Annotated in this window: 27 protein-coding genes, 1 tRNA gene and 1 pseudogene; 16 read left to right on the forward strand and 13 right to left on the reverse strand. The window is 58.6% G+C overall.

Annotated elements, in window-relative coordinates:
- The first annotated feature begins 14 nt into the window (after positions 1-14).
- The 4 genes from OIS50_RS13275 (at position 15) to OIS50_RS13290 (ending at position 3009) form a co-directional block, all read left to right on the forward strand.
- Positions 15-872 (forward strand): 3-hydroxyacyl-CoA dehydrogenase NAD-binding domain-containing protein, encoded by an 858-nt coding sequence (locus tag OIS50_RS13275; RefSeq protein WP_264691120.1) that lies wholly within the window; start codon positions 15-17, stop codon positions 870-872.
- 99 nt (positions 873-971) lie between these two features.
- Positions 972-1352: a QcrA and Rieske domain-containing protein gene (locus OIS50_RS13280; protein ID WP_264691121.1), complete on the forward strand. Its 381-nt coding sequence runs from the start codon at positions 972-974 to the stop codon at positions 1350-1352.
- 96 nt (positions 1353-1448) lie between these two features.
- Positions 1449-1522: transfer RNA gene (locus OIS50_RS13285), tRNA-Asn, on the forward strand.
- A 161-nt stretch (positions 1523-1683) separates the two neighbouring features.
- On the forward strand, positions 1684-3009 hold the full coding sequence (locus OIS50_RS13290; RefSeq protein WP_264691122.1) for a site-specific integrase: 1326 nt from the start codon (positions 1684-1686) through the stop codon (positions 3007-3009).
- Positions 3010-3117: 108 nt separating this feature from the next.
- Here the strand turns inward: OIS50_RS13290 and OIS50_RS13295 are convergent, their stop codons facing one another.
- Positions 3118-3309, reverse strand: coding sequence for a hypothetical protein (locus OIS50_RS13295; RefSeq protein WP_089332422.1), 192 nt, complete (start codon positions 3307-3309; stop codon positions 3118-3120).
- Positions 3310-3381: 72 nt separating this feature from the next.
- On the opposite strand from OIS50_RS13295, the gene OIS50_RS13300 reads away from it, so the two are divergent.
- The 3 genes from OIS50_RS13300 to OIS50_RS13310 all read left to right on the forward strand — a co-directional run bounded on the left by OIS50_RS13300 (position 3382) and on the right by OIS50_RS13310 (position 5320).
- On the forward strand, positions 3382-3960 hold the full coding sequence (locus OIS50_RS13300) for a thermonuclease family protein (protein WP_264691123.1): 579 nt from the start codon (positions 3382-3384) through the stop codon (positions 3958-3960).
- A 57-nt stretch (positions 3961-4017) separates the two neighbouring features.
- Positions 4018-4761 (forward strand): hypothetical protein, encoded by a 744-nt coding sequence (locus OIS50_RS13305; protein ID WP_264691124.1) that lies wholly within the window; start codon positions 4018-4020, stop codon positions 4759-4761.
- A gap of 85 nt (positions 4762-4846) precedes the next feature.
- Complete coding sequence (locus OIS50_RS13310; RefSeq protein ID WP_264691125.1) at positions 4847-5320, forward strand: hypothetical protein; 474 nt, start codon at positions 4847-4849, stop codon at positions 5318-5320.
- 242 nt (positions 5321-5562) lie between these two features.
- On the opposite strand, the gene OIS50_RS13315 is transcribed toward OIS50_RS13310, so the two are convergent.
- The 3 genes from OIS50_RS13315 to OIS50_RS13325 all read right to left on the reverse strand — a co-directional run bounded on the left by OIS50_RS13315 (position 5563) and on the right by OIS50_RS13325 (position 8825).
- On the reverse strand, positions 5563-7347 hold the full coding sequence (locus tag OIS50_RS13315; protein ID WP_264691126.1) for an ATP-binding protein: 1785 nt from the start codon (positions 7345-7347) through the stop codon (positions 5563-5565).
- An 81-nt stretch (positions 7348-7428) separates the two neighbouring features.
- Positions 7429-8304, reverse strand: coding sequence for a DUF6615 family protein (locus OIS50_RS13320; protein WP_264691127.1), 876 nt, complete (start codon positions 8302-8304; stop codon positions 7429-7431).
- A 98-nt stretch (positions 8305-8402) separates the two neighbouring features.
- Complete coding sequence (locus OIS50_RS13325; RefSeq protein ID WP_264691128.1) at positions 8403-8825, reverse strand: DUF3427 domain-containing protein; 423 nt, start codon at positions 8823-8825, stop codon at positions 8403-8405.
- Between the two features lie 89 nt (positions 8826-8914).
- Here OIS50_RS13325 and OIS50_RS13330 point away from each other — a divergent pair, with 89 nt between their 5' ends.
- From OIS50_RS13330 to OIS50_RS13355, 6 genes are all read left to right on the forward strand, one after another.
- Positions 8915-9352 (forward strand): very short patch repair endonuclease, encoded by a 438-nt coding sequence (locus OIS50_RS13330; protein WP_264691129.1) that lies wholly within the window; start codon positions 8915-8917, stop codon positions 9350-9352.
- A gap of 126 nt (positions 9353-9478) precedes the next feature.
- Positions 9479-11455: a hypothetical protein gene (locus OIS50_RS13335; RefSeq protein ID WP_264691130.1), complete on the forward strand. Its 1977-nt coding sequence runs from the start codon at positions 9479-9481 to the stop codon at positions 11453-11455.
- Complete coding sequence (locus tag OIS50_RS13340; protein WP_264691131.1) at positions 11427-12524, forward strand: hypothetical protein; 1098 nt, start codon at positions 11427-11429, stop codon at positions 12522-12524. The genes OIS50_RS13335 and OIS50_RS13340 overlap by 29 nt, the downstream gene beginning before the upstream one ends.
- The gene (locus OIS50_RS13345) at positions 12517-18636 is read left to right on the forward strand and encodes a DEAD/DEAH box helicase (protein WP_264691132.1); all 6120 of its coding nucleotides are present in this window, start codon (positions 12517-12519) and stop codon (positions 18634-18636) included. Before OIS50_RS13340 ends, OIS50_RS13345 begins: the two co-directional genes overlap by 8 nt.
- Positions 18636-19493, forward strand: coding sequence for a RecB family exonuclease (locus tag OIS50_RS13350; RefSeq protein ID WP_264691133.1), 858 nt, complete (start codon positions 18636-18638; stop codon positions 19491-19493). Before OIS50_RS13345 ends, OIS50_RS13350 begins: the two co-directional genes overlap by 1 nt.
- Positions 19494-19591: 98 nt before the next feature.
- Positions 19592-20815 carry a DNA cytosine methyltransferase gene (locus OIS50_RS13355; RefSeq protein WP_264691134.1) on the forward strand — a complete coding sequence of 408 codons (1224 nt, stop codon included), beginning with the start codon at positions 19592-19594 and terminating at the stop codon, positions 20813-20815.
- 406 nt (positions 20816-21221) lie between these two features.
- On the opposite strand, the pseudogene OIS50_RS13360 reads toward OIS50_RS13355, so the two are convergent.
- The 9 genes and pseudogenes from OIS50_RS13360 to OIS50_RS13400 form a co-directional block, all read right to left on the reverse strand.
- A pseudogene (locus tag OIS50_RS13360) lies at positions 21222-21827 on the reverse strand (PD-(D/E)XK nuclease-like domain-containing protein); the annotation flags it as partial.
- Between the two features lie 45 nt (positions 21828-21872).
- Entirely contained in the window at positions 21873-22136 is a 264-nt protein-coding gene (locus tag OIS50_RS13365; RefSeq protein WP_264691136.1) for a hypothetical protein, read from the reverse strand.
- Between the two features lie 58 nt (positions 22137-22194).
- The gene (locus OIS50_RS13370) at positions 22195-22872 is read right to left on the reverse strand and encodes a hypothetical protein (RefSeq protein ID WP_264691137.1); all 678 of its coding nucleotides are present in this window, start codon (positions 22870-22872) and stop codon (positions 22195-22197) included.
- A gap of 68 nt (positions 22873-22940) precedes the next feature.
- Positions 22941-23135, reverse strand: a complete 195-nt coding sequence (locus OIS50_RS13375) for a hypothetical protein (RefSeq protein WP_264691138.1) — start codon at positions 23133-23135, stop codon at positions 22941-22943.
- Between the two features lie 4 nt (positions 23136-23139).
- Positions 23140-23454: a DUF3846 domain-containing protein gene (locus OIS50_RS13380; protein WP_264691139.1), complete on the reverse strand. Its 315-nt coding sequence runs from the start codon at positions 23452-23454 to the stop codon at positions 23140-23142.
- An 11-nt stretch (positions 23455-23465) separates the two neighbouring features.
- Complete coding sequence (locus OIS50_RS13385; RefSeq protein ID WP_264691140.1) at positions 23466-23669, reverse strand: hypothetical protein; 204 nt, start codon at positions 23667-23669, stop codon at positions 23466-23468.
- 48 nt (positions 23670-23717) lie between these two features.
- Positions 23718-24011: a hypothetical protein gene (locus OIS50_RS13390; protein WP_264691141.1), complete on the reverse strand. Its 294-nt coding sequence runs from the start codon at positions 24009-24011 to the stop codon at positions 23718-23720.
- The gene (locus OIS50_RS13395) at positions 23998-24291 is read right to left on the reverse strand and encodes a hypothetical protein (RefSeq protein ID WP_264691142.1); all 294 of its coding nucleotides are present in this window, start codon (positions 24289-24291) and stop codon (positions 23998-24000) included. The genes OIS50_RS13390 and OIS50_RS13395 overlap by 14 nt, the downstream gene beginning before the upstream one ends.
- Positions 24284-24655, reverse strand: coding sequence for a hypothetical protein (locus OIS50_RS13400; protein WP_264691143.1), 372 nt, complete (start codon positions 24653-24655; stop codon positions 24284-24286). The genes OIS50_RS13395 and OIS50_RS13400 overlap by 8 nt, the downstream gene beginning before the upstream one ends.
- 182 nt (positions 24656-24837) lie before the next feature.
- Between OIS50_RS13400 and OIS50_RS13405 the strand changes: the two genes are divergently transcribed.
- The 3 genes from OIS50_RS13405 (at position 24838) to OIS50_RS13415 (ending at position 26617) form a co-directional block, all read left to right on the forward strand.
- Entirely contained in the window at positions 24838-25194 is a 357-nt protein-coding gene (locus OIS50_RS13405; protein WP_264691145.1) for a DUF2493 domain-containing protein, read from the forward strand.
- A 783-nt stretch (positions 25195-25977) separates the two neighbouring features.
- Complete coding sequence (locus OIS50_RS13410; protein ID WP_264691146.1) at positions 25978-26211, forward strand: hypothetical protein; 234 nt, start codon at positions 25978-25980, stop codon at positions 26209-26211.
- On the forward strand, positions 26195-26617 hold the full coding sequence (locus OIS50_RS13415; RefSeq protein WP_264691147.1) for a M15 family metallopeptidase: 423 nt from the start codon (positions 26195-26197) through the stop codon (positions 26615-26617). Before OIS50_RS13410 ends, OIS50_RS13415 begins: the two co-directional genes overlap by 17 nt.
- The last annotated feature ends 82 nt before the right edge of the window (positions 26618-26699 follow it).

Here is a 26699-nt window from a genome sequence, read left to right on the forward strand (position 1 = left end):
TTTTTGGCCCTGCTATGACCTCTCCTGCTGCATTCCAAACAATCGCCGTGGTTGGCGCCGGCACCATGGGTGCCGGCATTGCCCAGCTGTGCCTGCAAGCCGGCTACCGCACCTTGCTCTACGATGTAAGCCAGAACATGCTGCTGCGGGGCCAGCAGGGCATTGAAGCCGGCCTAGGTAAGCTGGTGGAAAAGGGCCGCATAAGCGCCGCCGACCGCGACGCCGCCCTGGGTCGCCTCGTCCTGACCCACGATCTGGAGAAGGTGCAGGCCGACATCGTGATTGAAGCCGTGGTGGAAAAGATGAGCGTAAAGCACCAGCTGTTTATCGATCTGGCGGCCATCAATAACACCAGCACGGTACTGGCCTCCAACACCAGCACCTTTCCTATTACACAGCTGGCAGCCCCCGTGCCCCACCCCGAGCGCGTAGTGGGCATGCACTTCTTCAACCCCGCCCCGCTGATGCCGCTCGTGGAGGTTATTTCGGGCGTTGCCACCGCTCCCGAGGTAGCCGAACAGGTGCGCCAACTGGCGGTAGCGCTGGGCAAGAAGCCCGTGCTGGCCGCCGATGCGCCCGGTTTTATCGTGAACCGCGTAGCCCGGCACTATTACGTGGAAAGCCTGAAGGCGCTGGAAGAAAACGTAGCGCCGCTCGAAACCATTGATGAGCTGCTGGAGTCGGCGGGCTTCCGCATGGGGCCGTTCAAGCTGATGGATTTGATCGGCGTCGACACCAACTTTGCCGTAACCAGCTCGCTGTACCACGCCTTCCATTACGATCCTAAATTCCGCCCCAGCCGCATTCAACAGCAGAAAGTGGATGCCGGCCACCACGGGCGCAAGTCGGGCCGCGGCTTCTACCAATACTAGCCCGCTGCCCGAACATAAAACACCCAGGCGCACGTTAGTACCGGTATGCATTCACTATCGCGTTTCTGTCTGCCTGCTCTCTTGTTGCTAGCTGCGGGCTTGGCAGCTTGCTCATCCAACACGGCCGCCGAGCCGGGCATACCGTCGGCGGTGGTAAACGAGCAACTCAACCTCACCAACCAGCAATACGCCGCTCTTCGCTTCGATAACGGCTACGTGTACCTAGGGGGCGGCGTGCGTGGCATTGTGGTGGTGCGGCAAAACGCGCAGCAGTACCTCGCCTTCGAGCGCAACTGTCCCTACGAGCCGTACAACGCCTGCGCCAAAGTCACCGTCGATAAGTCGGGCTTCTTCATGGCCGACTCTTGCTGCGGCTCCCGGTTTGATATGCGCGGGCAGGTAACCAGCGGCCCCGCCCGCCGTCCGCTGCGCCAATACAGCACGGCGCTATCCGGCAACTTGCTGTATGTCACGAACTAACCATCGGCCATAAAAAAATTATTACCCAAGGGTTGTGAGAACCGGCAACGCGCCGTAATATTGCACCCGCAATCAGCTACTAAGCAATTGCTACCCGCTTCCTTAGCTCAGTCGGTTAGAGCATCTGACTGTTAATCAGAGGGTCCCTGGTTCGAGCCCAGGAGGGAGCGCACAACCGGAAGAAGCCCGCCGATAACCGGCGGGCTTCTTCGTTTTTAGGCCATTCCAAGCCACTTTTTGTTTTTGCCTTCCTTGCCTTTCCTCCGCGTTCCGGTTATCTTTCGATATAAACCGGGACACAAAACGGGACCTATACCGGGACACAGGCAGGATGGCAAAGCAGATTACCTACCGGAAACAGATCAGCGTGCGGATGAGCCTGCGGCTGGCCAAGCGCAATAAGCGGGGCTTCTGCCCGGTGCGAATGACGGCGCGCTGGCACGGGGAGGAACTGCAGATGGACACCGGGGAATTGGTAATGCCGACGGGAAAGAACCGGCGGGGTAAGGAAGAATCCTTTTGGGACGCGGAGGCGGGGCAGGTGGTCGGTGACCACCCCGACAAGGCGTACTTAAACTCCCGGCTGGCCGAATGGGTCAGGGACGTTACCCAGGCCTTCGAGTCGGTGTTTGACCGGGCGCCGTTTGAGAAGGTGAGCAAGGAGCAGCTGCGGGCTGAGCTGTTTCCGCCCGAAGTGGAAGAGGTTCCTGAACCGGCAGAGGTGGTCAAGCCAATCAGCCGCACGTTCCGACAGGTGCTGGAAGAGTGGAAGGAAGAAAACCGCAACCTGGGCAAAGACTCCCTGCGCAAGTACGACCAGCTGGCTACCATGATGGAAACCTGGCGGCCTGACCTGCGGCCGGAACAGGTGACGCAGAAGATTGCCAAGGAATATCAGCAGCATCTGCTGGACCTGCAGAAGTCGGACGCCACCATCAAGGTGCATTTCACCGGGCTGCGCAAATGCCTTGAGCAACTGGGGCTGCCGGCCGACATGGCGTGGCTGCAGTATTCGGCCAAGAACGCGCCGCAGCTGGACCTGGAAATCGAGGAGGTGCAGCGGCTGATCAGGTGGCGGCCGACTTCGGACGTACTGGCGGAAGAGCGGGACCGGTGGCTGTTTCAGCTGTTCAGTGGGCGGCGCTACGAGGATCTGGAGAAGTTCGACCCACGGGAGCGGATTACGCTGACGCTGGAAGACGGCCGTAAGGTGCCGGCCCTGCTGCACGCCCAGGGCAAGACGGGCAACGATGCAGCCGTGCCCCTCCCCCCTATTGCGGTGAACATCGGGGAGCGGTGGGGCTGGCAGTTTCCGGCCCGTACCTGGCAGCAGCGCGGCGACTACATCAAGGACATTGCCCAGCAGGCCGGACTTAACCGGGAATGGGACGACCGGCTGATTACAGGCGGGAAGGTGGTGCACAACTGGCGCCCCATTTGGCAGGTGATTAGCACCCACACGGCCCGGCATACGGCGGCTACGCTGCTCAAACAGGTCAGCAACGGCAACAAGGCCCTGGCGAAGCTGGTACTGGGGCACGCCGAGGAAGACGTGACGGACCGCTACGCCAAAGACAAGGCCCGGCTGCTGGCTCCGGCTGTGCTGGATGCCTGGCAGAAGATTCTGGGGGACTGGTACGACAGAGTGCCAGCCTAGCGGCTGCCTGGCAACATAACGACGCGGCCCCCTGCTCCGGCTACACCGGCGGCAGGGGGCCGCTTCGCGCTATAGGGTGCCTGGAGGGTGGCTTTTGCCTGGCTTCAGCTACGGGCGGAGGGCGGCACATACTTCGGCCTCGGGCAGCCCGGTGTAGCGGCAGAACTCGGCGATGGAAACGTAGGAGCGGGCGGGCTTGGCCAGGTGGCGGCGGATGCGCTGGAGGAGTCGCTTGCCGGCGTCGTAGCTGGTGCCCGTGAGCTGGGCCGCCTCCTTGGGGTAGATGCAAACCTGGGGCATAGTGGGGAGAGTGGGGGCGTTCGGGACAGGCAAAGATACAACCAAGCGGGTGCAGCCCATAGGTTTAGCGCCATGACAAACAATACGTTACGATTGGTTGCGGTTGGTTTCCTGGCTCTGAGCGCCATGCTTGCGGGCAGTTCGGCAGCGGCCGGTAGCCCCGGTTCCGGCACGAACGAGCCCCGTACTGAGCCCGGCCGCGTGGTGCGCGTCATCGACGGCGACACCTACGACGTGCTGAGCGGCGGCCGGGTGCTGCGGGTGCGCCTGACCGGGGCAGATGCGCCGGAATTGGGCCAGCCCTACGGCCGGCAGGTGGCCGATTCGGTGCGCCGGCTGCTGGCGCCCCGGCAACTGGTGGCCCTGACCCTGCACGGGCAGGACCTGTATGGCCGGACCCTGGCCATGGTGGCTCTGCTGCCCGGAACGGGTAAGCGGCCGGCGGTAGCTCTGGACTCGCTGCTGGTGGCGCGGGGCTGGGCGTGGGCCTGGGCACCCCGACACAAGGTGCCGCGACTGGCGGCCGTGCAACAGCAGGCCCAGCGTCAGGGGCGTGGGCTGTGGCACTGTTCGCCGGCGGTGCCGCCTTCTATCTGGCGCAACCTGAGCGCGGCCGGGAAGCGGCGCTACGCTTCGGGCTGTCCCCGCTGAGTCATCCGCTTCTCCCCTAGTTCTTCTCATTTCCTCACTCCTTTTCTCTTTTCACCCATGGCACAACAAACCGGGATTATCGGCATTCAGGGCACCGTCGGCGGGCTCGTGTTTGCCAAGGACGGCAGCATCCGGCAGAAGCCAGCTTCCAACAAGGCGGCGTTTGCCGGCTCGGCCAGCATGGCCCGCACGCGGGAAAACGCCTCGGAGTTCGGCGAGGCGGCTTCGGCCGGCAAGCTGGTACGTGACGCGCTGCGGCAGGCTATCCAGTCGGCCAGCGACAAGAAGTTGGTGGCCCGGCTGACGCAGAAGATGCGCGAAATCATCAGCCTCGACGAGGACAACGACCGGGGCGGCAGGCAGGTGCTCAAAGAAAACACGGCGGGCCTGCTGGGCTTCAACTTCAACGCCGGGGCCGGCCTGAGCCAGACGCTGTTTTTCGGCTACGGCGTGGAGCTGGCCGGCCGGGACGTAACGCTGAGCGTGGCGGGCATCAACCCGCAAACCGACGTGGCGGCCCCGCAGGGCGCCACCCACTACGAGGTTGTGTACGCCGCAGCCGCGCTCAGCTTCGACACCAAAACCTTTGCCGTGGCCACGGTATCCGCGCCGCTGGGTCCGCAGCCGTTGAGCGGCGCCCTGGGCGCGCAGAGCGTCGTGGCCACGCTGCCCGCCGACCCGGCCGCTACCGACGTGGTGCTGGGCGTGCTGGGTATCAACTTCTACCAGGAGCTGAACGGCAAGATGTACCCGCTGAACAACAACGGCAGCAACCCGCTGGCGGTGGTGTACGTGGGCTAACCGCTTGGCACCAACGGTCACGCGGCCGGCTTCCCGGAGCCGGCCGCTTTCTTTTTCACCTCAACGCCGCAAGGCACCTTTCCATATGGCAACCTTAACCGCCTACCAGAAACAATTTCGCCAGCGCATGAAGCGTGCTATCAGCCTGCGGGCCAAAGCTGACCGCAAAGCCCGCTCTTACGCTACCCGCCTGGCCACGGCCCTGCTCGACGCCCAGACGGCCGCTGCCATGATGAACGCGCTGAACCAGACGTACAACGTGGACGTGAGCACGCAAACCCTGCTGGTGCACGACCTGCTGGACGTGGTGACGCCCCAGCGCCTGAGCGACACGCTGGCCGCCAGCACGCCGGGCGAGGAGCTGGTCCTGTTCAACCAGATTCCGGATGGCAACGGCGGCCAGCCGCTGCCGACCAATCCGCTGTTCGGGGAAACGGTGATAGGTACGCCGATTATTGAGGTGCCTCAATCGGATATGGCGGGTTTTGGGGTTAAGGATGCAGTCAGATTTGGCTCAGCTGAAATTACTGACCCTGTCGCGTTTGTAGGCAAGGGCTAATCATCGGCGAAGATTAGGCAACAGAAGCCGGTCTGCGCGTAGGCGTGGACCGGCTTTTCTTATATACAATTTTGACAAACGCGCGTCAGTGTTCAGCTCTCAAACTTGACAAAACTTGACAAAACTTGACAAGTAACTATCACAAGTAGATAAAAAGCGTGTTTCTGAGCTTATACGGCTGTTACTTATAACCCCTGCTTGTAAATAGCCTTTACAAGCTAGATGTTATCAAGTGCGCTTTGCTACTCCAGAAACTGCCGTTCCCATTCAGGGGATGCTATAAACACCCAGCAACCTTGTGGGTCTTTTGGGGCGCTGGCTTCACGGCGCAGCATTCCTTGCTCAGCCAGCCTAGCCAAGTGTTTGCGCGCAGTGCCGTGACTAACTCCCAAAGCCAAAGCCACTTCCCCGGTAGACATAGATACATTCTGCTGAAATAATTTATGTAGTTGAGGCATTAGAAACGCGAGACGCTTGGCTTTAGCAGCGGCTGACCTCGATGCAGTGTCAACAACATTTTTTATTGACTCATCAGACAGACCAACCACTGCAGTCCAGCGACCCTGCGGATCTTTGGCTGTGGTAGCATCATGACGAAGTAAACCCTGCTCGGCCAAAGTATTGAGATAACCGCGAGCAGTAGCATGGCTGACTTTCAACCCTTGCGCTACGTCGCCGGTTGATAAAGCATAGCCTCCGTGTTTGAACAACTGCATCAATTGAGGAAGCAACTCAGCCACTCGCCCGCTCACATGCACAGGAAACGGGTTCAATTCGGCCAGTTGTTCAACCGGTACGGGTGTGCTAACCTGCTTGTAAAGAATAACGCAGACGTGGGAATCAGAAATGCGGTATTCAGGCTCACGCAGACCGCTTTGTTTCATTTCCTGGAACATGCGGCGGACGCCCTCATTCAGCTCGCGCACGTAGTTGGTCATTTCGGCCAGTATGCGGGCAATATGGGGGTTGCGGGAAAAGCGGGCGTTCTGAATATTCTGGACGCGAACCAAGCCGGGTAAGCGGCCAGGGCTCTGCACTTCTAGGCGGTCGGAGAACTGGCGCACGTGCACGCCGTCGCCTTGGAGGCTATAGGAACGGTGGGTGAGGGCGTTTACGACAGCTTCGAGCCAAGCAAACTCGGGAAGTGAGGGTACTCGGGCAAAACGCCCGTTGCCGGTCTGGCGGATAACCGAGGGAATCTGGTCGCGCAGAAGCTGCTGGGTTTGCTCAATGAGTTCCGGAATGGTGCCCTCCAGGCGGACATCTTCGAGAAGGTTGGATCGGACGCCGGTTTCGGCGACGGTGCCATCGTAGCGCAGGTAGCGCACGTAGCACCACACGGGGGTGTCGAGGCCAAAGACGAGGCGGCCGGCCTGGGTAACGCCGGGGCGTGAGCCTTGGCTACGGAAGATGCTGCGGCTGCGCATCAGGGTATTTATGTCGCGGCTGCCCATGCGGCGGGCATACTCTTCGACCATAGCCATGTTGAGGTCTTCCTGTGTAAGGCCAGGTACGATGCTGTCATCGAAGGAAGCTTCGCGCTTATCAAAGGCCAACTCGCGTTCCTCAGTGGGGCCCAACTCACGGGTTTCGTCGCCAACGCGCAAAAAGCATTTGCCGCGGGGCGTGCGGTGAATATGCTCACTGGCTTCCACGTCGAGAATCAGAATCTTATCGGGGTTGCCTTTCTGATTGAGGCAATCGAGGTAGCGGACAGCGCTGCGCACGGGTGGGTCGGCGTGGTCCCGACCGGCCTGGATGAGGTCGTTGATTTTGCGCTCGTAGGCATTGATGCCTTCTACGACACCCTGGGAAATACCAATAGCAATACGGCCACCGTCAGCATTGGCCAAGCCAATCATGCACTCAGCCAGCTTGCCTGGCTCAATGCGGCTGCTCTTACGGTCGAACCACTGATTTTCGGGGTTGGACAGCAACGTGGCCACATCTGCGACGTCATCGACGGGGGTAGCATCGAACAGATTCAGCTGGCGGGAGACAGGTGAGGCCGATGGTATCCGGGACATGCTGTAAGTAGTTGGTATAGCTACAAAGATACGGTAGCCAATCGACGGCTTACGCGGATATACCCGGCATCGGACAAATGCCTACCCCTGCCTCGCTTGCCTGACGGCAAGTACCCGGGCAACATCTGAGGGCAGCTGTATATCCCTATTCGGTGTCACCTCACTGCCCAATACCCTGGCATCATTGCGACGCTCAACTAGCCGGTTAATGTAAGCGGGGGGCGCATCAACCAGGTAATTGATTTCCGGCTCGCGCGCCCCCATTACGCCAAGCGCATAATTCACGCGTGTGGCTATGCACTCAGTTGTTAACCCAAACGGAAAGCAGACCAGCCATTGTAAAGGCCACGAATCCTTGATGGTATCTGATAGCGCACACTTGTAGGTTATCAAGCCTGATTTAAGCGGTACACGCAATGCCCTTACCTTCTGGGCAGCCATAATTGAGCAGCCAAAGCTGCTGTCTGTTAATGGCAGCCACGATAACACGCTGGCGGTACCAACTGCCGGCAACGACTGCCAGTAGCTGTACAGGCAATAAACAGGCACACGCGGGCAGGCCGGGTCATCTTTGAGAGCCCGCGCAATTAGCTTGTCTGACTGATAGAATTTCTCAGGTGGCGTACCTGCAGGAATGGTTTTACCCGGACAGAGATAATGCAGATGCTCAAAGCGGGGGCTATGCTCATCAATTACCTTGGCCTGTACCCGCATTCCAATCCATTTTCCTGAACTGCCTTGGAACCACCATTCCCAGTCAGCGCCATTTCTACCTTCTTTGAGCTTGCTAAACGCCTCAATGTCGAAGGCTGGAAGGCGCAGCCGCAGCAGGTCACGGATCAGTAGGTCAGTAAGAGTTTCTTCGCCGAGATAATAGCCCAGTGTATGCCCCTCCTGAATGCGGTGCCACGTATCAACTGATGCTTTACTGAATGCGGCACAGATAGGACCTGCCATAAAATTGTTTGCTTAAAGGAGGGCTCAGGATGCATCTCCTCGAAGATGCACGCTCAACCATTTCCTCGAATAAACACACCACGGTGCGCTTTAAGCTGCTATGATATTCTCGTATCCGCCAACAGCACAAATGAAGCTGGATGTCCTGCTTGATGACTATGGTACTTGAAGCGACCCAGATAACGGAAGGCGGCACCAGGATATTCAGATTTGTTGCGGCGGTAAAAAACCAGCAACTCTATGTTCTCCGCCTCATGACTGATGATAAGCTGGTCGGTGCGGCCACTCAGCTGACCTTGCCATTTAAGCATGTTGCCATCCAGTTTGTCTTTATACTGAGTCTTGTCGGCTGTTTTTTCTTCGGTTACAAAAAGCCAAACTGACTTGGTATTCCTCGGTCGGAACACGCCAGTGTTGATCGTGGCATCGTTGATACCAAACTGATTACGCAGGTCTTGCCTGGAATATACTTCACTAATATTGAGATTTTCGGAAGTGTAATTAGGGCCAGAAGAGGTCATGGATGATCGGTCTGCAAATAATGGGCTGCCTGATTAAGTGCTTGGATGCGTAAGCGGAACGCGGTGGCTAAGCCGGTGGTTGGGTTGGTATGGCTGACAAGATTACACCTGCACGGCGGAGTTACAACATGGCACGCATCCGCAGCAAGGATACCAAGCCTGAGCTAATGGTGCGGCAATGGCTGCACAAGCAAGGGGCAAGGTTCCGGCTGCACCGGGCAGATCTGCCAGGTAAACCCGACATCGTACTGCCACGCTACCGCACTGTAGTTCTAGTGCACGGTTGCTTCTGGCATGCGCACGAGGGGCGTCCCTGTTTTAAAATTCCGTCCTCGCGGACGGAATGGTGGCAGCGGAAACTCGGCCGTAACAAGGCGCGGGACTGGCAGCACCAGCGGGCCCTGGAACTACAGGGCTGGCAGGTGCTGGTGGTGTGGGAGTGTGAACTGAAGCCTGCGCGGCGGGACGCGACACTTCAGCATTTGTGGAATGAATTGACTGACAACCCACTTCGCCTGGCCGGCTAGACTTATGTCGTATAAAGAAATTACAAACCGCACGCCAGAGTTGCAGTTATGTGACTTTATCAACTACTTGCTAGACCCGAAAAAACCAGCTGCAAATGAATTGCGGCTGACGAGCTAACATTATAAATGGACTATATACAGTGGAATAATCTGGTCGCAGATTATTTGTTTAAACCTGCCCGGCAGGGACAGGAGGTGTTCTTATATCTCACCGAGGACAATCTACTGCAAGCGGTGCAGTTGGCAGCAGCCAAACCCACCGCCACTAGTACCTTGGCAACACTGGCCAGCGCCGAAAACGCTGTCATTCTGCGTGACTTTTGGCAAGCCCTACAACGCGGTCCTGTATTCTGGGATAATGTATCCTCGAGTAAACAATCTGTAGTACTCGGTGAGGAAATACACGACTGGATTGTACGCGATGCACCAGCCCACCCTGCTGAGCTGGCCAAGTATGCTTGGCAAGACTGGATGCAGGCCGCACCGGGAGCTACTGCCGGTCAGCGCACAGTTTTGTTTCGTGGCAACAAAAGGCTATCGCTCAAGGCCCCGCTCCATCTGTTGTATTTGGCTTGCTTCACGCTGCCGTTCAGCATCGATACGTCTGTAACCCGAGGGTTTTACAGATGCTGGAATAACTTTTTCAGAGGTAAAGGGCTACTGCTACGCAAGACAGAGATGCCAGACAATGCCTTTGCCCAGCTAGGCAGCGGGGTTTGGGTGCAGATGTGGCAAGAGTTAGCCCGGTGGAGCCAGGAAGATTTGCAGGGCACACGCGGGGTGCTGGTGGCCCGGAAGCTGGGGCACCATATTCATGTCGGCTGGCCACGGGCTCAATGTCTCCTCCCTCCAAGTACCTTGAGCGGTTTGCCAGCTTTTTTTGGCCGAAACAATATACTGCCAGGGTCCAGAGTCACTGCCGACAAAATGCGGAGTCTGTTACTGCAGGACTCCAACCTACTGCTACCTACTTCAACCCGCCACGAGTTGCAAGAGGGCACAGAACTAGGGGTGGCGGTAGTAGATATTGTGCAGAACATACTAGACCGTTGGACTGGCAGCACTAGCCGGCGCGAACGGGTAGTACGCTCGGGTGGGCAGGTGAAGACTGTGGAGTACCGCGGTGAAACTTACGCCCGGCTGATGCCTTTTATCCCTGATTGGATAAATGAAACCGGAAAGCTTTCCCTACACTACCGGCTGGATATCAAAACACCGATTCCGGATGATCTGGTGCTAACGGGACCGGGCGTACAGCAGCAAGCTGTTCAACCGGAAACTACCGAATGGTCGCAGGAAGTAGAAGGTATAAAGACTAGTAGAGAAGCCCAGGTTTACCGAGATACTGCAAACAACTGGAAGGTGGTAGCCCAGCTGGCTGAACTTCAAGTCTTCATTTCCGGAGGGCGTTACGGTTTTTACCAGTGGTGGGTACCAGCGCAGACACTCGAACGTGGTACCCCCCTGTTAGTTCTTTGCCATAAGCGCCATTCCAGCGCTATACAGCAGTGGAAGAGTGGCGTTGGACCGGCCGGGTTTCTGGACTGGTCACACTTCAATGGGGTTCCAGACGACCACTGCCTGTTCTGGCTGGAAGGTTTGCCTGCTGACGCAACAGGCCTGGCTGGCCTATCAGTCGCTACTGAAATTCAAATTGTGGCAGAAGGTGGCTTGGCCTGCGGTTACCGCACCTACTTGGGTGAATTGGTGCCTTCGTTCCGGGTTATCAACGGCCAGAAAGATTGGCAGCTATGCTTGGCTTACACAGATGGAGGGCCAGCAGTTGAGTTAAGTCAGGACGCTAAAGACGTCGCACTATGGCATTTACCTTCCGGCGTGGCGACGGATAGGAAGTTCAGGGTATTTGCCGTCGGCGAAGCAAATGTTAGCAGTCTACCACATTGCATTACTTCCAGCAAGCTGCCAGAAAATTATTCTGCTCCAAGCCGGGATTCATTGGGACTTGCTACAAGCATGATTCCTGAGGAGTTGATAGGCCTGTGCTATGACGGATATGAGCTGCGTGGAGAAACCCAAACTCTGCAACAGCTTCGCTTCCGCCAGCAGGTGGTCTATGCCCAGTATTTCCAACCCGTTTGCTAAATCTGCATTGCACAACGATACCCTTTTACATTATCTGACTCTACAGGGGCGGCTCACCAATCAGGAATTCGGCGAGGCGTTTCAGGTAATCCATGATAAACGGCGCCGTGAAGCAGCCCCAGGTTCACACGCAGTCTTATTGAAGGCAGTAGACAAGCGTGCTGCTATGCGTCTGTATGGCCAACTAGGGTTTGGGGACTATGACGCGCAGCATGGTCTCCTACGGGTACATCCCCCTGGGGTCATCCTGTTGCCAGCACCTACAGGCTTCTGTGGCCGGCGCATGCTCTTGACAGGGGCACGTACCAAGCAGCTCATCGCGGATATTAAGCAACAGGCTGCAGCGTTAGATATCGAGGTGGAAGTGAGGCCACAGCCCAAGAGTAACGCCCACCTGCTTTTGCCTGATCGGGTGGTGTTAACAGCGCGCGGGAATGCCCAAACCAGTTATGGACTGCACAAACTAAAACACTTGGCGGCCGAATGCCGACTGCAATTCTGCAGCGACCTGGTGCAACCGGAACTGATGGCTTTTTCCACCAAGCTGGAAGCCTACTGCGCTTCGTTGCAACCCCACAACGATGAACTCCCTGATGACTGGAAGCAGTCCTGGTTCAATCCGCAAACGCTACAATGGCAGGAAGGAGTTGGTAACAAATCCTTCAGTCTGGTTGAATTTGAGCTTACAGTATACCGGCGCCACTGTTACTTGTGGCAGGACAATATTCCTTATGCCGTTGATAAGAGCTGGGGAAGGTACCTAGTTCTTTCGCGGGCAGAGGCAGGAGCACCGAAACGGGTGCTGCTCCATAGCCAGTCACAGGAATTGCTTGCCGTGCCAGCCGCAACGCCGTTACCCGAATTACCGGCCCGGGCGGCCACTCTATTAAGCGGGTTAGCTCCTGAGCAGTGCCTCGTTGACTACGCCGGTCAGATACGGCGCTATAACGTCTACAGCGCCCCTGGCATGTACACACTGCTCTATAACAAATTACCTGAGCTTCTGGGACAGAAAATCATCGAAGTACAACACCTGAACTGTTTGCCCGCCTCCTCTTATTATGAATGATCCAATCGGTGCGTTTGACACCATCCGCGACAATTTTATCCGCTACGTTGAAACAGCGTTCCGCACCAAATTTCCAGATATAGAGGAACGTCGGCACAAACTGCTGCATCAGGACCGGGTGCTGTACCGTCAGCCTTGGGCCGAACCACTACCGGAGTACAAGAGCAGCAGGAAGAATATTGCTGCGCTTGGCCCGGATGACTTACCCGGATTAAACAGCAGGCAGCAGGAGCTATTCAAGGGCCTGATCCAATCTGGCTTGATTGACAACCCTGAGATAGAATTGTATGAACACCAGGTGACAATGCTGCGGGAAGCTCTGCAGCATAGACATTGCGTTATTACATCTGGTACTGGTTCTGGTAAGACCGAATCATTCCTGTTGCCGCTGTTGGCTGAAATCACCAAGGAATTCACCCGAAAGGAATGGCGGCCGGCTGGAGAGATGCCAGCTAGTGCGAAAAACTGGTGGGATGGCCCAAATAAGCTCACGGATACTAGCGCAGTTGATAAAGCGGCAACGACTGGTAGCGGCTTAAAACCTGCCGCTAAACAACGCGGGCACGAGAAACGCCCCGCGGCAGTGCGGGCGATGATTCTCTACCCGATGAACGCCCTGGTTGAGGATCAGATGACCCGCTTGCGGCGGGCCCTTGACTCGCAGGATGCCCGCGACTGGTTTGATGCTAACAACAATGGCAACCGCATCCATTTCGGCCGATACACAGGGGCTACGCCTGTGGCCGGCTCATTGCGCAAGAAAAATGAGGCTGGGCAGTGGGAGATTAACAAGTACAAGCTGACTGAGCTACGAGCTGAGCTGCAACAGGCTAGCGCCAATGCAGAAGCCATTGCAGAATTTATAAGTCAGCCTGAAAACGCTAACCGTCGGAAGGAACTGACTGCCTTCTTTCCGCAGCTGGACGGAGCAGAAATGCGGAGCCGGTTTGATATGCAGGACTCCCCACCGGATATCCTGATTACCAACTATTCGATGCTCAGTGTGATGCTAATGCGTACACTGGACAGCCCGATTTTTGAGAAGACGCGCCTTTGGCTGGAAGAAGACAGCAGCCGGATATTTCACCTGGTAGTTGATGAGCTGCACCTATACCGGGGCACTGCCGGCACTGAGGTAGCCTACCTCTTACGGCTCGTATTACAACGCCTTGGTCTGTCGCCTGTGCATCCTCAGCTACGAATATTGGCCAGTAGTGCTTCGTTGGAAACAGAGGGTGAGGAAGGTGTAGCAAGTCGTCAGTTCCTCGAAGACTTTTTTGGTGTTCCCACTAAGGAAGACGGTAGCGAGGCTTTCCAAATCATCAAAGGTCAAGAGATTGAAGTAGCAGTGGCTCCTGACGGCAACTCGAAACGCCATTTACCAATAGCTCCATTCAAGGTGGTAGCTGACGCATGGGGCGGAACACGGGACCAGTTGGACGAGGCTGCAACCGAAGCGACCCAGCTGCTGAACCAGTTTTGCAGAAGGACGCAGAGCCCGACTGAACCCGGCACGGGTGTAGCCGCGCTGGGGCGCTGCCTATTGTCGGCCGAACTGCAATTGCGCGAGCGGCTGTACGCGGCCTGTCAGGTGACCGACCAAGGTACCGGGCGCACCAAGATCCGAGCAGTACCCGTACTGCCCGCTAATGACAGCCTTGCCCCTGGCTTCCAGCACCTGGCCATATCATTATTTGGCCCAGGGCATGACGAGGCAGATTTACGGGCCGCTATGCGTGGCCTGTTTATCGCGCGCGGCCTACTCGATGACAGGCAATTTCGGGATGTTGAAAAGGCAGCACGGATGCAGGGGCGTGCATTACCCCGGTTCCGGTTCCACTTCTTCTTTCGCAACATCGAAGGATTGTGGGTGGGCTTGCCTGACCTACCTGACGGTCAGCAGGTAAGAAAGCCATTTGGTGAGCTGCTGCCGCAGACAAAGCTGCGCACCGATGACGGCCAGCATGTACTGGAAGGTCTGTACTGTGACAGCTGCGGCACTGTGTTCTATGGCGGAGCCCGCCTTAACTGGTCGGTACCAGGTGCTGCCTCCCGCAACAGCTTCCAAATGTTGACTGTTAGCCCTGACATTGAGGGCATTCCGGAAAAGGCAGCCGAAACCTTGGTGGAACGTCGGACCTATGCAGACTACGCGGTATTCTGGCCAGCTGGGGACCAGAAGGTGCTACCTTATGAAAACCCACGGCGGGAATGGACGCAGGCTGAACTTGATGCGGAAGGCCCCTTTCCGTGGCAGCAACCTGGTATAGGAAAAAACCGGCCAGCCAATACGGCTAAATGGGTACGGGCCAGAATTGATAGCCGTACCGGCCAGGTGCAGCTACTTGGGAACGGCTCGTCCGCACCAAGTGCCGCCAACGGCCCGGATTGGATTGCGGGGTGGCTTTTTTGCGTAGAAGGACAGGCTGGAGCCGACGCACAGCCATTGCGGGCGATGCCGGCAGTATGTCCTGGGTGCGGCGCCAATCATGAAAGGGGCAAGAGGCGTCTGAGTTCAGTGCGCGGCTTCCGGACTGGTTTCGGCCAGACCAGTCAGACGTTTGCTAAGGAACTGCTGTTACAGTTGCCGGAAGGCGCCGATAGCCGGAAGCTAGTTGTATTTTCAGACAGCCGGGACGATGCAGCTCAAGTAGCCAATGGAATAGAACGCAACCACTACGGCGACCTGCTGCGTGAGCTGCTGACCGGTTATCTGCAGCAGCAAGTATTGCAAGGAGCGGATTTGGTGCAGGCCATCCAAAGCGGCCAGCTGAGCCAAGAAGAATTGGGGATACTTCGTGAGAAGAACGAACAGCTCTACGATGATGTGGAGAGTTGGCTGGACGAGTTACAAAATCTGAGCAGCCCCAATAGCACAAAACGCAAGAAAGCTGAGGAGGCGCAGGAAGCGTTAGCAAAGCTTACCGAGAAAACAGTACCCCTACAGGCGCTGATTAGCGGACTCACTAACGATGGCAGCGCTACGCTGCAGCAGTTATTCCTGGAGTTAGGTGTAAACCCCGGAGGCAATGAACTTGAAGCACAATACCTTGATAGTCAAAACCGGCAACAGCCGTGGTTTGATGGCGTCGACTATTCCGATCCATCAAAACCGAAATGGAAGGTAAACTATGGGGCACTGGGTGACAGAATACGCAACAGTCTTACCGACCGGGTAGCAGAATTATTGTTCCGCCGCCTGTTCTATTCGCTTGAAGCATCAGGGCTTGGAACGGCGGTAGTGAGACCCAAGCTAAACGGTTCAGCACTATCCGCTTTGCCATCTACGCTTCATGCACACGCAGACCACATACTAAGCGCCGTTGTCAGAATTCTGGGCGACAAATACCGTTACACAACCAGCGAATACAAGAGCGAACGGCCACTGGCCAGTTCCGAGGATTTTCCTGGTGCCGTCAAACGGTATTTGAAAGCCGTTGCAGGCCTGCATCTAGGCGGCAGAGACCAGTGGGAAGTTATTGCTGATTGGGTGCGCCGCTATCTGCGCGGACCAGGGGGGCCAGTTGTGATGGATTCCCATGGCAACGTAGATACCATTGCCTTGAGTTTGCAAGCCGCTGGTAAAACTGACCCGGTTTGGGTTTGCGGCAAATGTCACCGGCCACACCTGCACCCAGCAGCCGGCATTTGTACGGGTTGCCGTGAACCACTGCCCCAACAGCCAGCAAAACAGTGTCAGGAACTGTGGGAACGGAACTACCTCGCATATCATGCAGCACTTCATCCGCGCCCTTCTATCCGGTTACATTGCGAGGAACTTACCGGCCAAACAGATGACCAGTTTGAGCGGCAAAGGCATTTCCGTAACGTGGTGCTTACCCGCGAAGGTCCGGCAGTAGTACGGCAGATAGATCTACTGAGCGTTACAACAACCTTGGAAGTCGGCGTTGACATTGGTGCCCTGCAGGCGGTGATGCTAGCGAACATGCCCCCGCAGCGCTTCAATTACCAGCAACGGGTAGGCCGTGCAGGCCGCCGGGGCCAGGCGTACTCTGTCGCCTTTACTTTCTGTCGGGGTCGCAGCCATGATGAGTTTTACTTTGCCAACCCCCACAAAATAACTGGCGACGATTCACCTACTCCCTTCTTGGCAATGGATCAGCCCCGCATTTTGAAGCGCGTACTAGCCAAAGCCGCGTTGCGTGAGGCGTTCCAATACGCTGGTGCCACTGGAGGCGGAGTACACGGGGAGTTCGGGGAGCAAGGGACATGGCCTGCGTGGCAGGACGGCGTTAAGCATTGGCTGAATAAGGAGTCTGCAGATTGGGCTACAAAGGTCCTGGGTGTTATGACTGGTGCCCAGAATGAGCAATATATTCCGGAAATGCTGGATTGGCTGGCTGATACAGGCACTGGTTTATACCGTGAAGTAGACCGGGTTATGACCAGTAAATCCCCTGGTGAGGACAACGCCGACAAACTAGCCCAAGGTGGCGTGCTCCCCATGTTTGGAATGCCTACCACGGTCCGGAACTTGCACTTAGGAGCACGGCAGCAGGCCGGTAGATGGATATTACCGCTCATTGACCGGCAGGCAGATACTGCCATTTATGAATTTGCACCAGGAGCCCAGAAGCTTAAAGACAAGTTCTATTATATGGCCACTGGGTTCACCTCTGAGTTGCAGACCCAGCAACGCCACGACCGGACAGTAATTACCAACCGTGACGGGGACCCGTTTGTGCTCAGACGCTGGATGCGTACCTGCCCGGTATGCCATCACACAGACACCTGTGAACAGGCAGACCCGCCAGCATCAGTGTGCCCCGTCGAAGCCTGCAAGGCTGAGCTCGATGCGCCGCACGTCAGCACGGCACATATCTATGAAGTAGTTTCTCCTAAAGCATTCCGTACGAACTACGGACCGGGCAGCGATGAACGGGAAGACGTGGATTCGTATGTGCAGCGTCCTCCCCTTTTAACAGAACGCGGCACGGATAGTGAGCCCACACCTGTATTGGAGCTTCGTGGGTCGCAGGCCATGCTTTGGGATGCTGATGTGGTATGGCGCTTAAACAAGGGGCCTCGCGAAGCATTATTTGGTGGCGGAATGAAAGCAAATGTGCGTGAGAGGCACCTTAACGACATATGGACTACTCAGCAGTGGCTGGCTGACGAAGCCAATCCGCAAGAGCGGGTGGCCTTGGCAGCCAATAAGAAAACGGAGCTATTGCAGCTCAAGCCCACTACAGTGCCCCTTGGCTTGAACCTCGGCTTAGATGGGTCAACCGGTTCGCAAAGAGACGGGGTGAAGGCAGCGTATTATTCAGCTGCTTTCCTGCTGCAACGCGCCATTGCGGATGAAGAGGATATCGAGCCCGAGGAAATTGAAATTGGTAGCATCACGCAAGTGCCCTTAGCCGATGACAAACGGGCGGGCCGTTTCGTGGGTCAGTTGACACTGAGCGACGCGCTGCCAAATGGTTCGGGCTTTGTGCGCCGGTTGTTCGGAAAGATGGCTCCTGTGGGCCAAGGCTCAATCGGCATGGACTTGATACAGGAGGCACTAGCGCCAGCAGAGGCGGGAGGGTATCTCGACAAGATCCACAACGACAGAGGAACCGGCACGGATGGCCACCCTGAGCGTTGCAAGACGGCCTGCTACAACTGCTTGATGGGTTACCGTAACATGAGTTATCATACTTTGCTGGATTGGCGGCTTGCGCTAGGTCTGCTGCGGGTAATGAGAGACCCTTCTTACCGCGCTGGTACAGATGGGCAGTTCACTACTCCTGAACTCGCAGGCTGGTTGGATCAGGCAAAGGCTCTTTTTTCCGATCTGGCTACCAGCTTCTTTATTACACCTGGAGGCATCACCGGCGAAGTCAGCGAGTTGCGGGCCAGCAACGGCCAGACTCTTCCGGTTCTTCTATGGGGTCCCAGCCGCCAGAACATAACTCTAGCAGTTCATCCATTTTGGGAACTCAACCGCCCTGAGGAAGGCAGCTGGCTAACCGAAATACTCGCGCTGGCACAGCAGTACGCGCTCGACCATGATGGGCAAGTCCAGTTCCTGGATTCGTTCAATCTGGCCCGCCGCATGGGCAAATGTTATGAATGGCTCAAAAGCAGCCAAAACCTGCTTAAATAATGATTGCAGCGCTGCAGCCTCTCACCAGTATATCTCCCAGTCAGTTTGTGCGGCTGCAGCGCTGCGCCTATCAGGTGCTGCTGGAAAGGTCTTCGGAGGGGAAGACGTTATTGGCAGTGTCCGGTTCTGGTTTAGGCCCTGGCGGTGCTGGGCCCTTGGGAACCATCATTCATAAAGTGTTGGAAACAGCCAACACAAGCGGTATAAGCACTGTAGCTGACTTTGAAGCCGAGTGGAACAAGCAAGTGGAATATCAGGAGGCCGAGCTGATTAAAAAGCAGCAGCAACACCTGGTTCCACTTGCTTACCGCGCTCATCAGTATGCTGTCAGAAAGTTGCTGCTGTGCTGGATGCTCACAGGCAGGTCGAAACAAGCTTCCTCTGCTCCGCTAGGTGTTGAACAATGGCTGGCTGATAGTCATGGTATTGTTCGTGGTGTAGCCGATCTAATCAGGCGCAACGCCGCTGGCAATCTGGAAGTGGTGGACTACAAAACCGGGCGCATAACCGAACCGGACGCGGAGTCTCCAGAGCCGGATGCCCGCAAAATCAAGCCTGAATATGTTACGCAGTTGCAATTGTATGCTGCCCTGTTGCATGAAAGTTCTGGCGAGTGGCCAATTTCAATGCTGCTGGCAGATCTGGCGGGTAATGAATACCCAGTGGCCGGCAGTTTGCAGGAATGCTCCTTTCTGCTAGCTGCTGCCCATGCGTTATTCAAGGAAGTCAATAACCAGGTTGCCGCCGGCCATAGCGAGCAACTGGCCCGGCCTGCAACGGAAGTTTGCCATGGTTGCCAGGTAAAGCAACTGTGTGAGCCTTACGCAGTATCGGTTGGCGCTGCTTCCAATAGTTAGAAATTGTTGTTTTGCTACTTTATTATCAGTTATGGCTGATTTACATTTACTAGTTACTGTATCATATAGCAGTCGAGGATAACAGTTGTGCGGAATTAATGAATGCGTCACTTCAAAGCTTGCAGGAAATAGCCCATCAGATTCCCGTATTGTCCTTTTTCACAGGCGGCGGACTCATGGACATGGGATTTGAATCATTGGGTTTTCCCGTGGTGTGGACTAACGAGGTCGACCCTCAGTTTGCGGCCCTTTATGCCGCGGGCATGACCTCTTGGCGTCGTGGGAAAGACCCGCAGGCCGGAGAGGCCAAGATTACATTTGCAGGCAGTATTGTAGATATCCCGGACGATGACACGATTCTCAAGCAGGCCTTTCCTGCAGGAACACCCAACCTGTTCGGTATCATAGGCGGGCCACCCTGTCAAGACTTCAGCATCGCCGGCAAACGGGAAGGTATAGGTGGACAGCGGGGTAGTTTGACGCACGATTACTGTTGGCGCATCGACCACCTGCAACCAGCATTCTTCGTTTTTGAGAACGTAACTGGCTTGTTACAAAAAAAGCACCGGGCAGAATTCGATCTGATCCGGGACTTTTTCAAACAGCATTACCTAACGGATTACGCTAAATTAAACTCGCTGGATTACGGAGTGCCGCAGAGCCGCGAACGGCTTTTCCTGATTGGTATCCGGCGGGACCTGGTACAGGTACCACAGATGGGTTTATTTGCACCTGAGTTACCAGAAGCTGGTTGGGCCGGTTGGGAACAGGAGTTTACCCACGCGGAGGCCCGCAAGAGCTACACATGGCCTACCACCACGCCATTGGGGGTAACACCTCCGGCACCAGAAATAGAGCAGCAGCTCGATTTGTGCGTCAGCCGGTGTCTTGTTCCTGAGCACCTGGAGGAAACAACCCATAATGCTAAGGAGCGTTTCAACTTGATTTCAAAAAAACCTGCAGCAACGGACGAAGGCATGGTATCTAACCGGTCTTTTAAACGGTTACATCGTTACCGCTACAGCCCAACTGCATGCTATGGCAACAACGAAGTACATCTGCACCCATGGGAGAACAAGCGCCTTTCCGTCCGGGAGGTGCTGCGTATCCAGGGAGTGGATGAGGAATACATTCTACCAACCGACCTGCCACTTAGCGCAAAGTTCAAGATGATTGGCAATGGTGTGCCCGTTCCATTGGCCAACGGGGTTGCCCGCACTATTGCCAGGCTATTAAGGGACTACTGTGGTGTCAGGGCTAAAAGCGAAGTTGCTCTTAAGTCGGAACTATTAGTACAATCCTTGGCCCTGGCGGAGGTTTAAGGTTCCCTGTACCACACCTTTGTGCTCGGTTCTCCTACTGTTCGGCTTTGCTTTCTTGCTTCAAGCATCATAGCGACTAGCAACCTTTAGGACATGTCCCCACCTACAACGGGCCCACGCCGTGGGAGCCGAATTTTACCTGGACGGCAGCCCACCCGCTACGCACAGGCCGCCAGCGGCACGGAGCAGCGCCCTGACTCGTCCAGGTAGAAGGCGCGCCAATATTATGATGGCGCTGCAGCCAGTTGAGGGTAGTAGCGGCCGTTAGCAACGGCAGAAACTCTAAAAGCACTCACATCAGGCCACCGTTTCCAGTCGCACGTAATACTGCGTGTCGCGTCGCGGGCCCGGTGCCCATCACAATGCCGACGGCAGGTATGACCTCGGCGGCGTGCCGGCGTAGCAGGGCAGTGTATTTCTTCCGGCCCTGCGTGAGCAGGCCCGCATCGGCGCTGGTGTCGAAAACCCAAACCTCGTGCGGAGCTTTTTTCTGGACGCCGATAATCAGGAAGCGGTCAGCCTGCAGGGCGTCGAGGTAGAGGGCGGCCTGGCGGTCGTAGTCGTACTGCTCAACGGTGGCCAAGAACTGTTCCCGGCTGCGGCAGCTGGTGGTTTTGAAGTCGATGAGGGTACGGCGGCGGCCGGCGGGGCTGACTATCAGCAGATCGGGGCGCACCTTTACCCCTACCCCGGTTTCGGCGTGCACGGCGGTATGGGTCAGCTCGGCGGTGCCGCGGTACAGCAGGTCGCGGCAGTAGCGCTGGTGGCGCACGTGGCGGGCCAACTGCTCCAGCTCCTGCCAGGGGCATTTGTCGGCGGTGCGGGCGTAGGTGCGGGGCTCCAGGGTAGCCGCGTGAAAGGCCGAGCCGTAGGCCAGAGCCTGGGGGTTGGGGTTGCGGAGCTGGCCCAGCACCCGGGCTTTCAGCTCGGAGAGGTCAGTATTGGAAACGTGCGGCAGGGCGCGGTGCTGCTCCTGAGTGAGGCCGGGGTAGGTTTGGAGGCTGTGAAACATGGCTGTCAGGGTCCTAGTGACTTGATTTTATTCTGCGTTGTAGGCTTATCGGTCCTCACGGATGAGAGCCAGGCGGTTCGGGTCGTCGGTGCGGTGTAGCCAGATGTGGGCGCCGCCGCAGCCTACCTGGTAAGCCGGGGCCGGGAAAAGCGCACGGATGGCCGGCGCCAAGGCGCGCACATCGGGCATGGGGCCGGTGGCCTCTATAAGCTGGCCGAGCCGGGCCAGCAGATCGGCCTCCGTGGCATCGAGCGGGGCTTGCTCAATGCGGAGCCGGGGCAGCGTGAGGGTGGTATGCAGCTGAGGCATGGCGCGGGAATGGTAGCCGGCTCGGGCCCCCGCCTCAGGGGAAGCGGAGGCCCGGGCATCAGGCAGCCTGCTGGGTTTCTTCCACTTGCTCTGTAGCGGCTTCTGCCTCTATGGGCACGGTGTAGCCGTGCTGGATGCGCACGTCGGCCGTGCCGGTGTGAGTTTCCTGGCGCCAGATGGGAAAGTCCCGGGCAAACTCGCGGCGGGCCTGCACCTCGGCCGGGTCGGCGGGCTCGTAGCTGAACTCGGCAATGTAATAGGTGGCCTTCTTGCCGTCTTTGGTGGTTTCCTTCTTGCTGGCCTGCGCCTTCACCACCACGTCGGCCAGGGTCAAATCATCATAGAACAGCGGTTCGATGAGGCGGTACAGATTCTCCACCGAGTAGCCGTGGAAGAGTACGGCGCAGATGGCGCCTTTCTCGTCGGCGTAGAACAGCTCGGCCCAGAGCTTGCGGCCCATGTTCAGGATGTCGTCCTGGAAGATGCGCCAGGCCAGCGGGATGAAGCGCAGGGCATTACCCAGCGGCGCAACGCCGTTGATGTTGAACTGGCCGGCCTTGGCGTCGAAGCGGATTTGGCGCGGGTGGCCCGGCAGGTAGCGGAAGCGCGGCACCTGGGTTACTTCGCCGGTGGCCTCGTCTACCTTTTCCAGCAGGTAGGCCCGGCGCGCTTCGGCGGGGGCGGTTTCGAGCACGGCGGGCGTGGCAACGGGAGCGGGGGCGTTTTTCTTAGCCATAAGAAGAAAGAGAAGGAGAAATGAAATGGGGGCCGGTTGTCGGCCCGGCCCCCGGTAGCCGTGTGCGGTCAGCCCTTGCGGGGGCTGGGGTGTTCGTGGCAGGTCTGGAAGTGGCGGCAGTCCTGGATGGCTTCGCGCATGGCGGCGGCCCGGGTGGGCCGGTCGCCGTTGGCGGTGGTCGGGTAAAAGGGCTGGCGGGCTTGCCAGACAAAGCCAAAGCGCGGGCAGGGCCGCACCCAGGCGCGGAAGGTGGGCGCTTTCATGGGCCTAGCGGAATTGCTTGTCGTGGCACAGAATCACGCGGCCCACAATGCTGTCCTGGCCGCGGGCCTGCGGCTGGTACTGGTACCAGAGGTAAGTAGCCAGCAGATTCAGGTAAGCCGGGTTGCGGAACTTGCCTTCGTCGTCGATAATCAAAATCAACTCGTCGGTGAGGCGCACCACGTCCACGCGCTGGCACTGCAGCAGCTCGTACAGCTCGGCCAGCCGGAAGCTGCGGCCGTTGCGCGGGTGGATGGGTTGGGGCTCGGCGCTGTGCGGGTCGAGCAAATGGGGCTGGTAAGTCGTAGCGGTTGCGGGCATGGGAATCAGGATTATTCGTCTTCGGCATCCACCCACGTGAGCCGCCACCCGGCAGCACGCAATTCCGCCAGGACTTCCACGGCCAGGAACCGGACGCCTCGGGCGTTGCGGCTCCGCTCGTGGATGTATTCGGACGGACTGGCAAAGCCCAGCGCCGAGGCAGCCCGGCCTACTGCGGCCTCAAAGACTGCGGCATGTTCTTTCACTGCTGACATCGTGGGGTATTGAGGCCGGCGCCGGGCGGGGCGCGGGCCGATGGTGGATTATTTCAGGTCCCAAGGGTGGGGGTGGTAGTCGTCGGCCGGAGTGGGCAACTCGCCGTAGCGGTCGGCCGGGCGCAGGCGCAGCACGGGCGGCGCGTTCAGGGCATCGGCCGCGGCCTGAGCCTGCTCGTGGGTGGCGTAGGCGCCGGGGGCGGCCTCCTGCTGGTAGTGGCCGGGGCCGCCGGGCCGGGTGCCGGGCAGGGCCACGTCGCGCACCACGGCCCAGCCCTTGTCGCCGGCGTACAGGCAGGCCGTATGCCAACGGCCGGCCTGCGGGCTGCTACCAGCGGGCATACTGCTGGCGCAAGCGGTGGAGCTGAGCCCCTTCCGGGCTGGCGTGGAAAGCCTCGCAGGCGGCCTTATAGGCGGCGCGGGCCTCGCGCAGGCGCAGGATGGCGGCGCGGATGCGGGCGAAGCGGGCCGGCTGGCGGGGGTGCTCCTCGCGCAGCGCGTACAGGGCGTGCCGGGCATCGAACATCACCGACTGCGTGCGGGCCAGCTGCTGGCGCACGGTGGGCGCCGGGGCCGCCCCCGATATGGGAGCGGCCGGCGCGGATAGCAGGGCGCTACGCATAGCGCAGGCGGGCGCAACGGTGGCGGAGGCAGCGGAAGGCGAAGCCGGGGCGGCGGAAGGGGCCACCAGCCAGCGCCTGGGCCGCGGCAGCCAGCGCCTGGGCGGCATGGGTCACGGCCAGCGCGCCCAACAAGCTGGGGGCGGGCTGGGCCACCGCAAACGCCTGCACGGCGGCGGCAATGGCCTGGAAGGGGCACTCGGCCTGCCCCAGGTGGCAGGCGCGGCCGACGTGGTACGAGGCCGTGTATTGCGTGCGGGTGTAGCCTTCCGGGGCCACGTAGTGGCTGATGGTGGCGAAATGGGCGGCGGCCGGACCGGACCAGGCAGCGGCAACGAGCTGCGAATACTGCAAAGCGGTGAACATGGGCTGTAGGTGTTAGCCGTGGGGTGCCCCGCGCCGTAGGCCTCCGGGCAAGGCAGGCAGCCGGGCCTTTCCCGACTTACTTGTATAAATATACAATAATAATTGGAATAACATGCAATATAATACAAGTATTATTCGCCAATAACCCCTTGAAATACAAGGAAATTTCAATATCTTATATCATGGTAAAAGACAAAATAATAGCTGTAGTAGGCAGCCGAAGCGTAAAAAGCTGTGCGGCCCTGCTGGCACGGCTGGGCGAACTGGCGCCGGCCGAAGTGGTAAGCGGCGGAGCGGCCGGCGTGGACCAGCTGGCCGCCGCCTGGGCCCGCGCCCACGGGGTGCCGCTGACAGAGCTGCGCCCGGACTATGCCGCCCACGGCCCCACGGCTGCGCCCCACGTGCGCAACGCCGAAATAGTACGCCGCGCCGACCTGGTGCTGGTGGTGTGGGACGGCCGCAGCAAGGGCACATTGAGCGCCCTGCGCGCCGCCCGCCGCCTGGGCCGTGCGGTGGAGCTGCTGCCCCTGGACTCCTGAGCCGGGCGACCGGCGCACGGCGGGGGCTGCCGGGGCCACCTGCCTGCCCTTAAATACCCAGGGGGTGTGGGGGCCTTCCCCCACTGAGGCTGCGTGCAACGCTCCTATGGGCGGGGGCTTAGGGGCGGGCCGACGGGGAGGCGCAGAGCAGCGGAGCCGGACCGGCGGCTGGCCCCGCGTGGTGGCTAGGATGACCGGCGGCCCGTTTTTCAGGGCCGGTGGGCATGGATGGCGGCAAGAGGTACTGGCCGGTCGGAATGCAGCAGAGCGGAATGGAGCCGGCGGGTGCCGGCGCGGTGGCGAGGGGTCCGGGGAGGCCCCCGGTTAAGCTAACCGGTGCGCAGCACACCGCTTTATTTGGCCTGCGTGGCCTGAACGCACTTTACCTGGCAGCCTGCCCCGTTTCAGGGGCGGGCTGCGGCCTTATCAGGGGAGCGGACGGGTGGCCCTGGCGGGGTGGCTGTGCGGGGCAGACAGGGCGGCCCGGCCGCGGGTGCGGGGGCAGAGCGTCTGGGGGCTTCAGCGGGCAGCAACAGAATCGGGAGGATGCAGCAGGGATGGTAGCCAAGCCGACGAAGGAGGCTGCCCGAAGGGCCGCAGCGAAGCGGAGTGGCGGACAGCCCGGCCCGAAGGGGCTGCCCAGAAAAATACCATATGTAACCAACTGCAACTGCTACAGCAGGTTGGGTGGTGGCCGACGTAGTTTTGTTGTAAATAAATACAAACGCCAAGCCATCCAACATCATGTTCAGCAGCACGAAAGCCGGCCATATGGCGCATATTATGGCAACCGCACTTCTGGGCCAGGTAGCCAGCAACGAACTGGTACCGCCGGACCCCGACAAGATTGAGCAGTACGGGCATCTGGTGATTCAGGCGCTGGTGGCCATCGTGACCATCTGGGCCACGGTGCGCAAGGCCCTGCAGAAACCGGAGGCGGTCGTGAAGATTCCGGCGGAGGCCCTGCCGGCCGAAGTTCCACCGGCTGCCCCTACCCGGCGTGGTGACGCTGCCTAAGGCCCAGCAGGCGCGGCAGGCAGCACGTCTGGCCGGCGTGCACGAGGAGCTGCGAACGGCCTTCGGGCGGGCCCTGGCTGCCTGGCAGGCGCGGCCGGAGCTGGCCCGGCTGGGGCGGCCCATCGTGACGGAAGGCTACCGGAGCGCGGCCGAGCAGGAGCGGCTGTACGCGCAGGGCCGCACGGCGCCGGGTCCTATCGTGACCTACAAACGCGGCGGGGAGTCGAAGCACAACCTGGTACCGGCCCGGGCGCTGGATGTGGCTTTTCTACTGGCCGGCGGGCAGGTAAGCTGGTCGGCGGAACTGCTGCGGCAGTTCGCACAGCTGATGAAGGTGGCGAGTCCGGCGGTGCGCTGGGGCGGGGACTGGCCGGGATGGAAGGACCGGCCGCATTTTGAGGTGTAAAGCAAAATGAGCGGGCCAGATGGCCTGCTCGTTTTATTTTTGAGAGCAACGCATTGCGGCTCAGCACCTGTTGAATGCACCG

The sequence above is a fragment of the Hymenobacter sp. YIM 151858-1 genome, from assembly GCF_025979705.1.
Classification (GTDB): Bacteria; Bacteroidota; Bacteroidia; order Cytophagales; family Hymenobacteraceae; genus Solirubrum.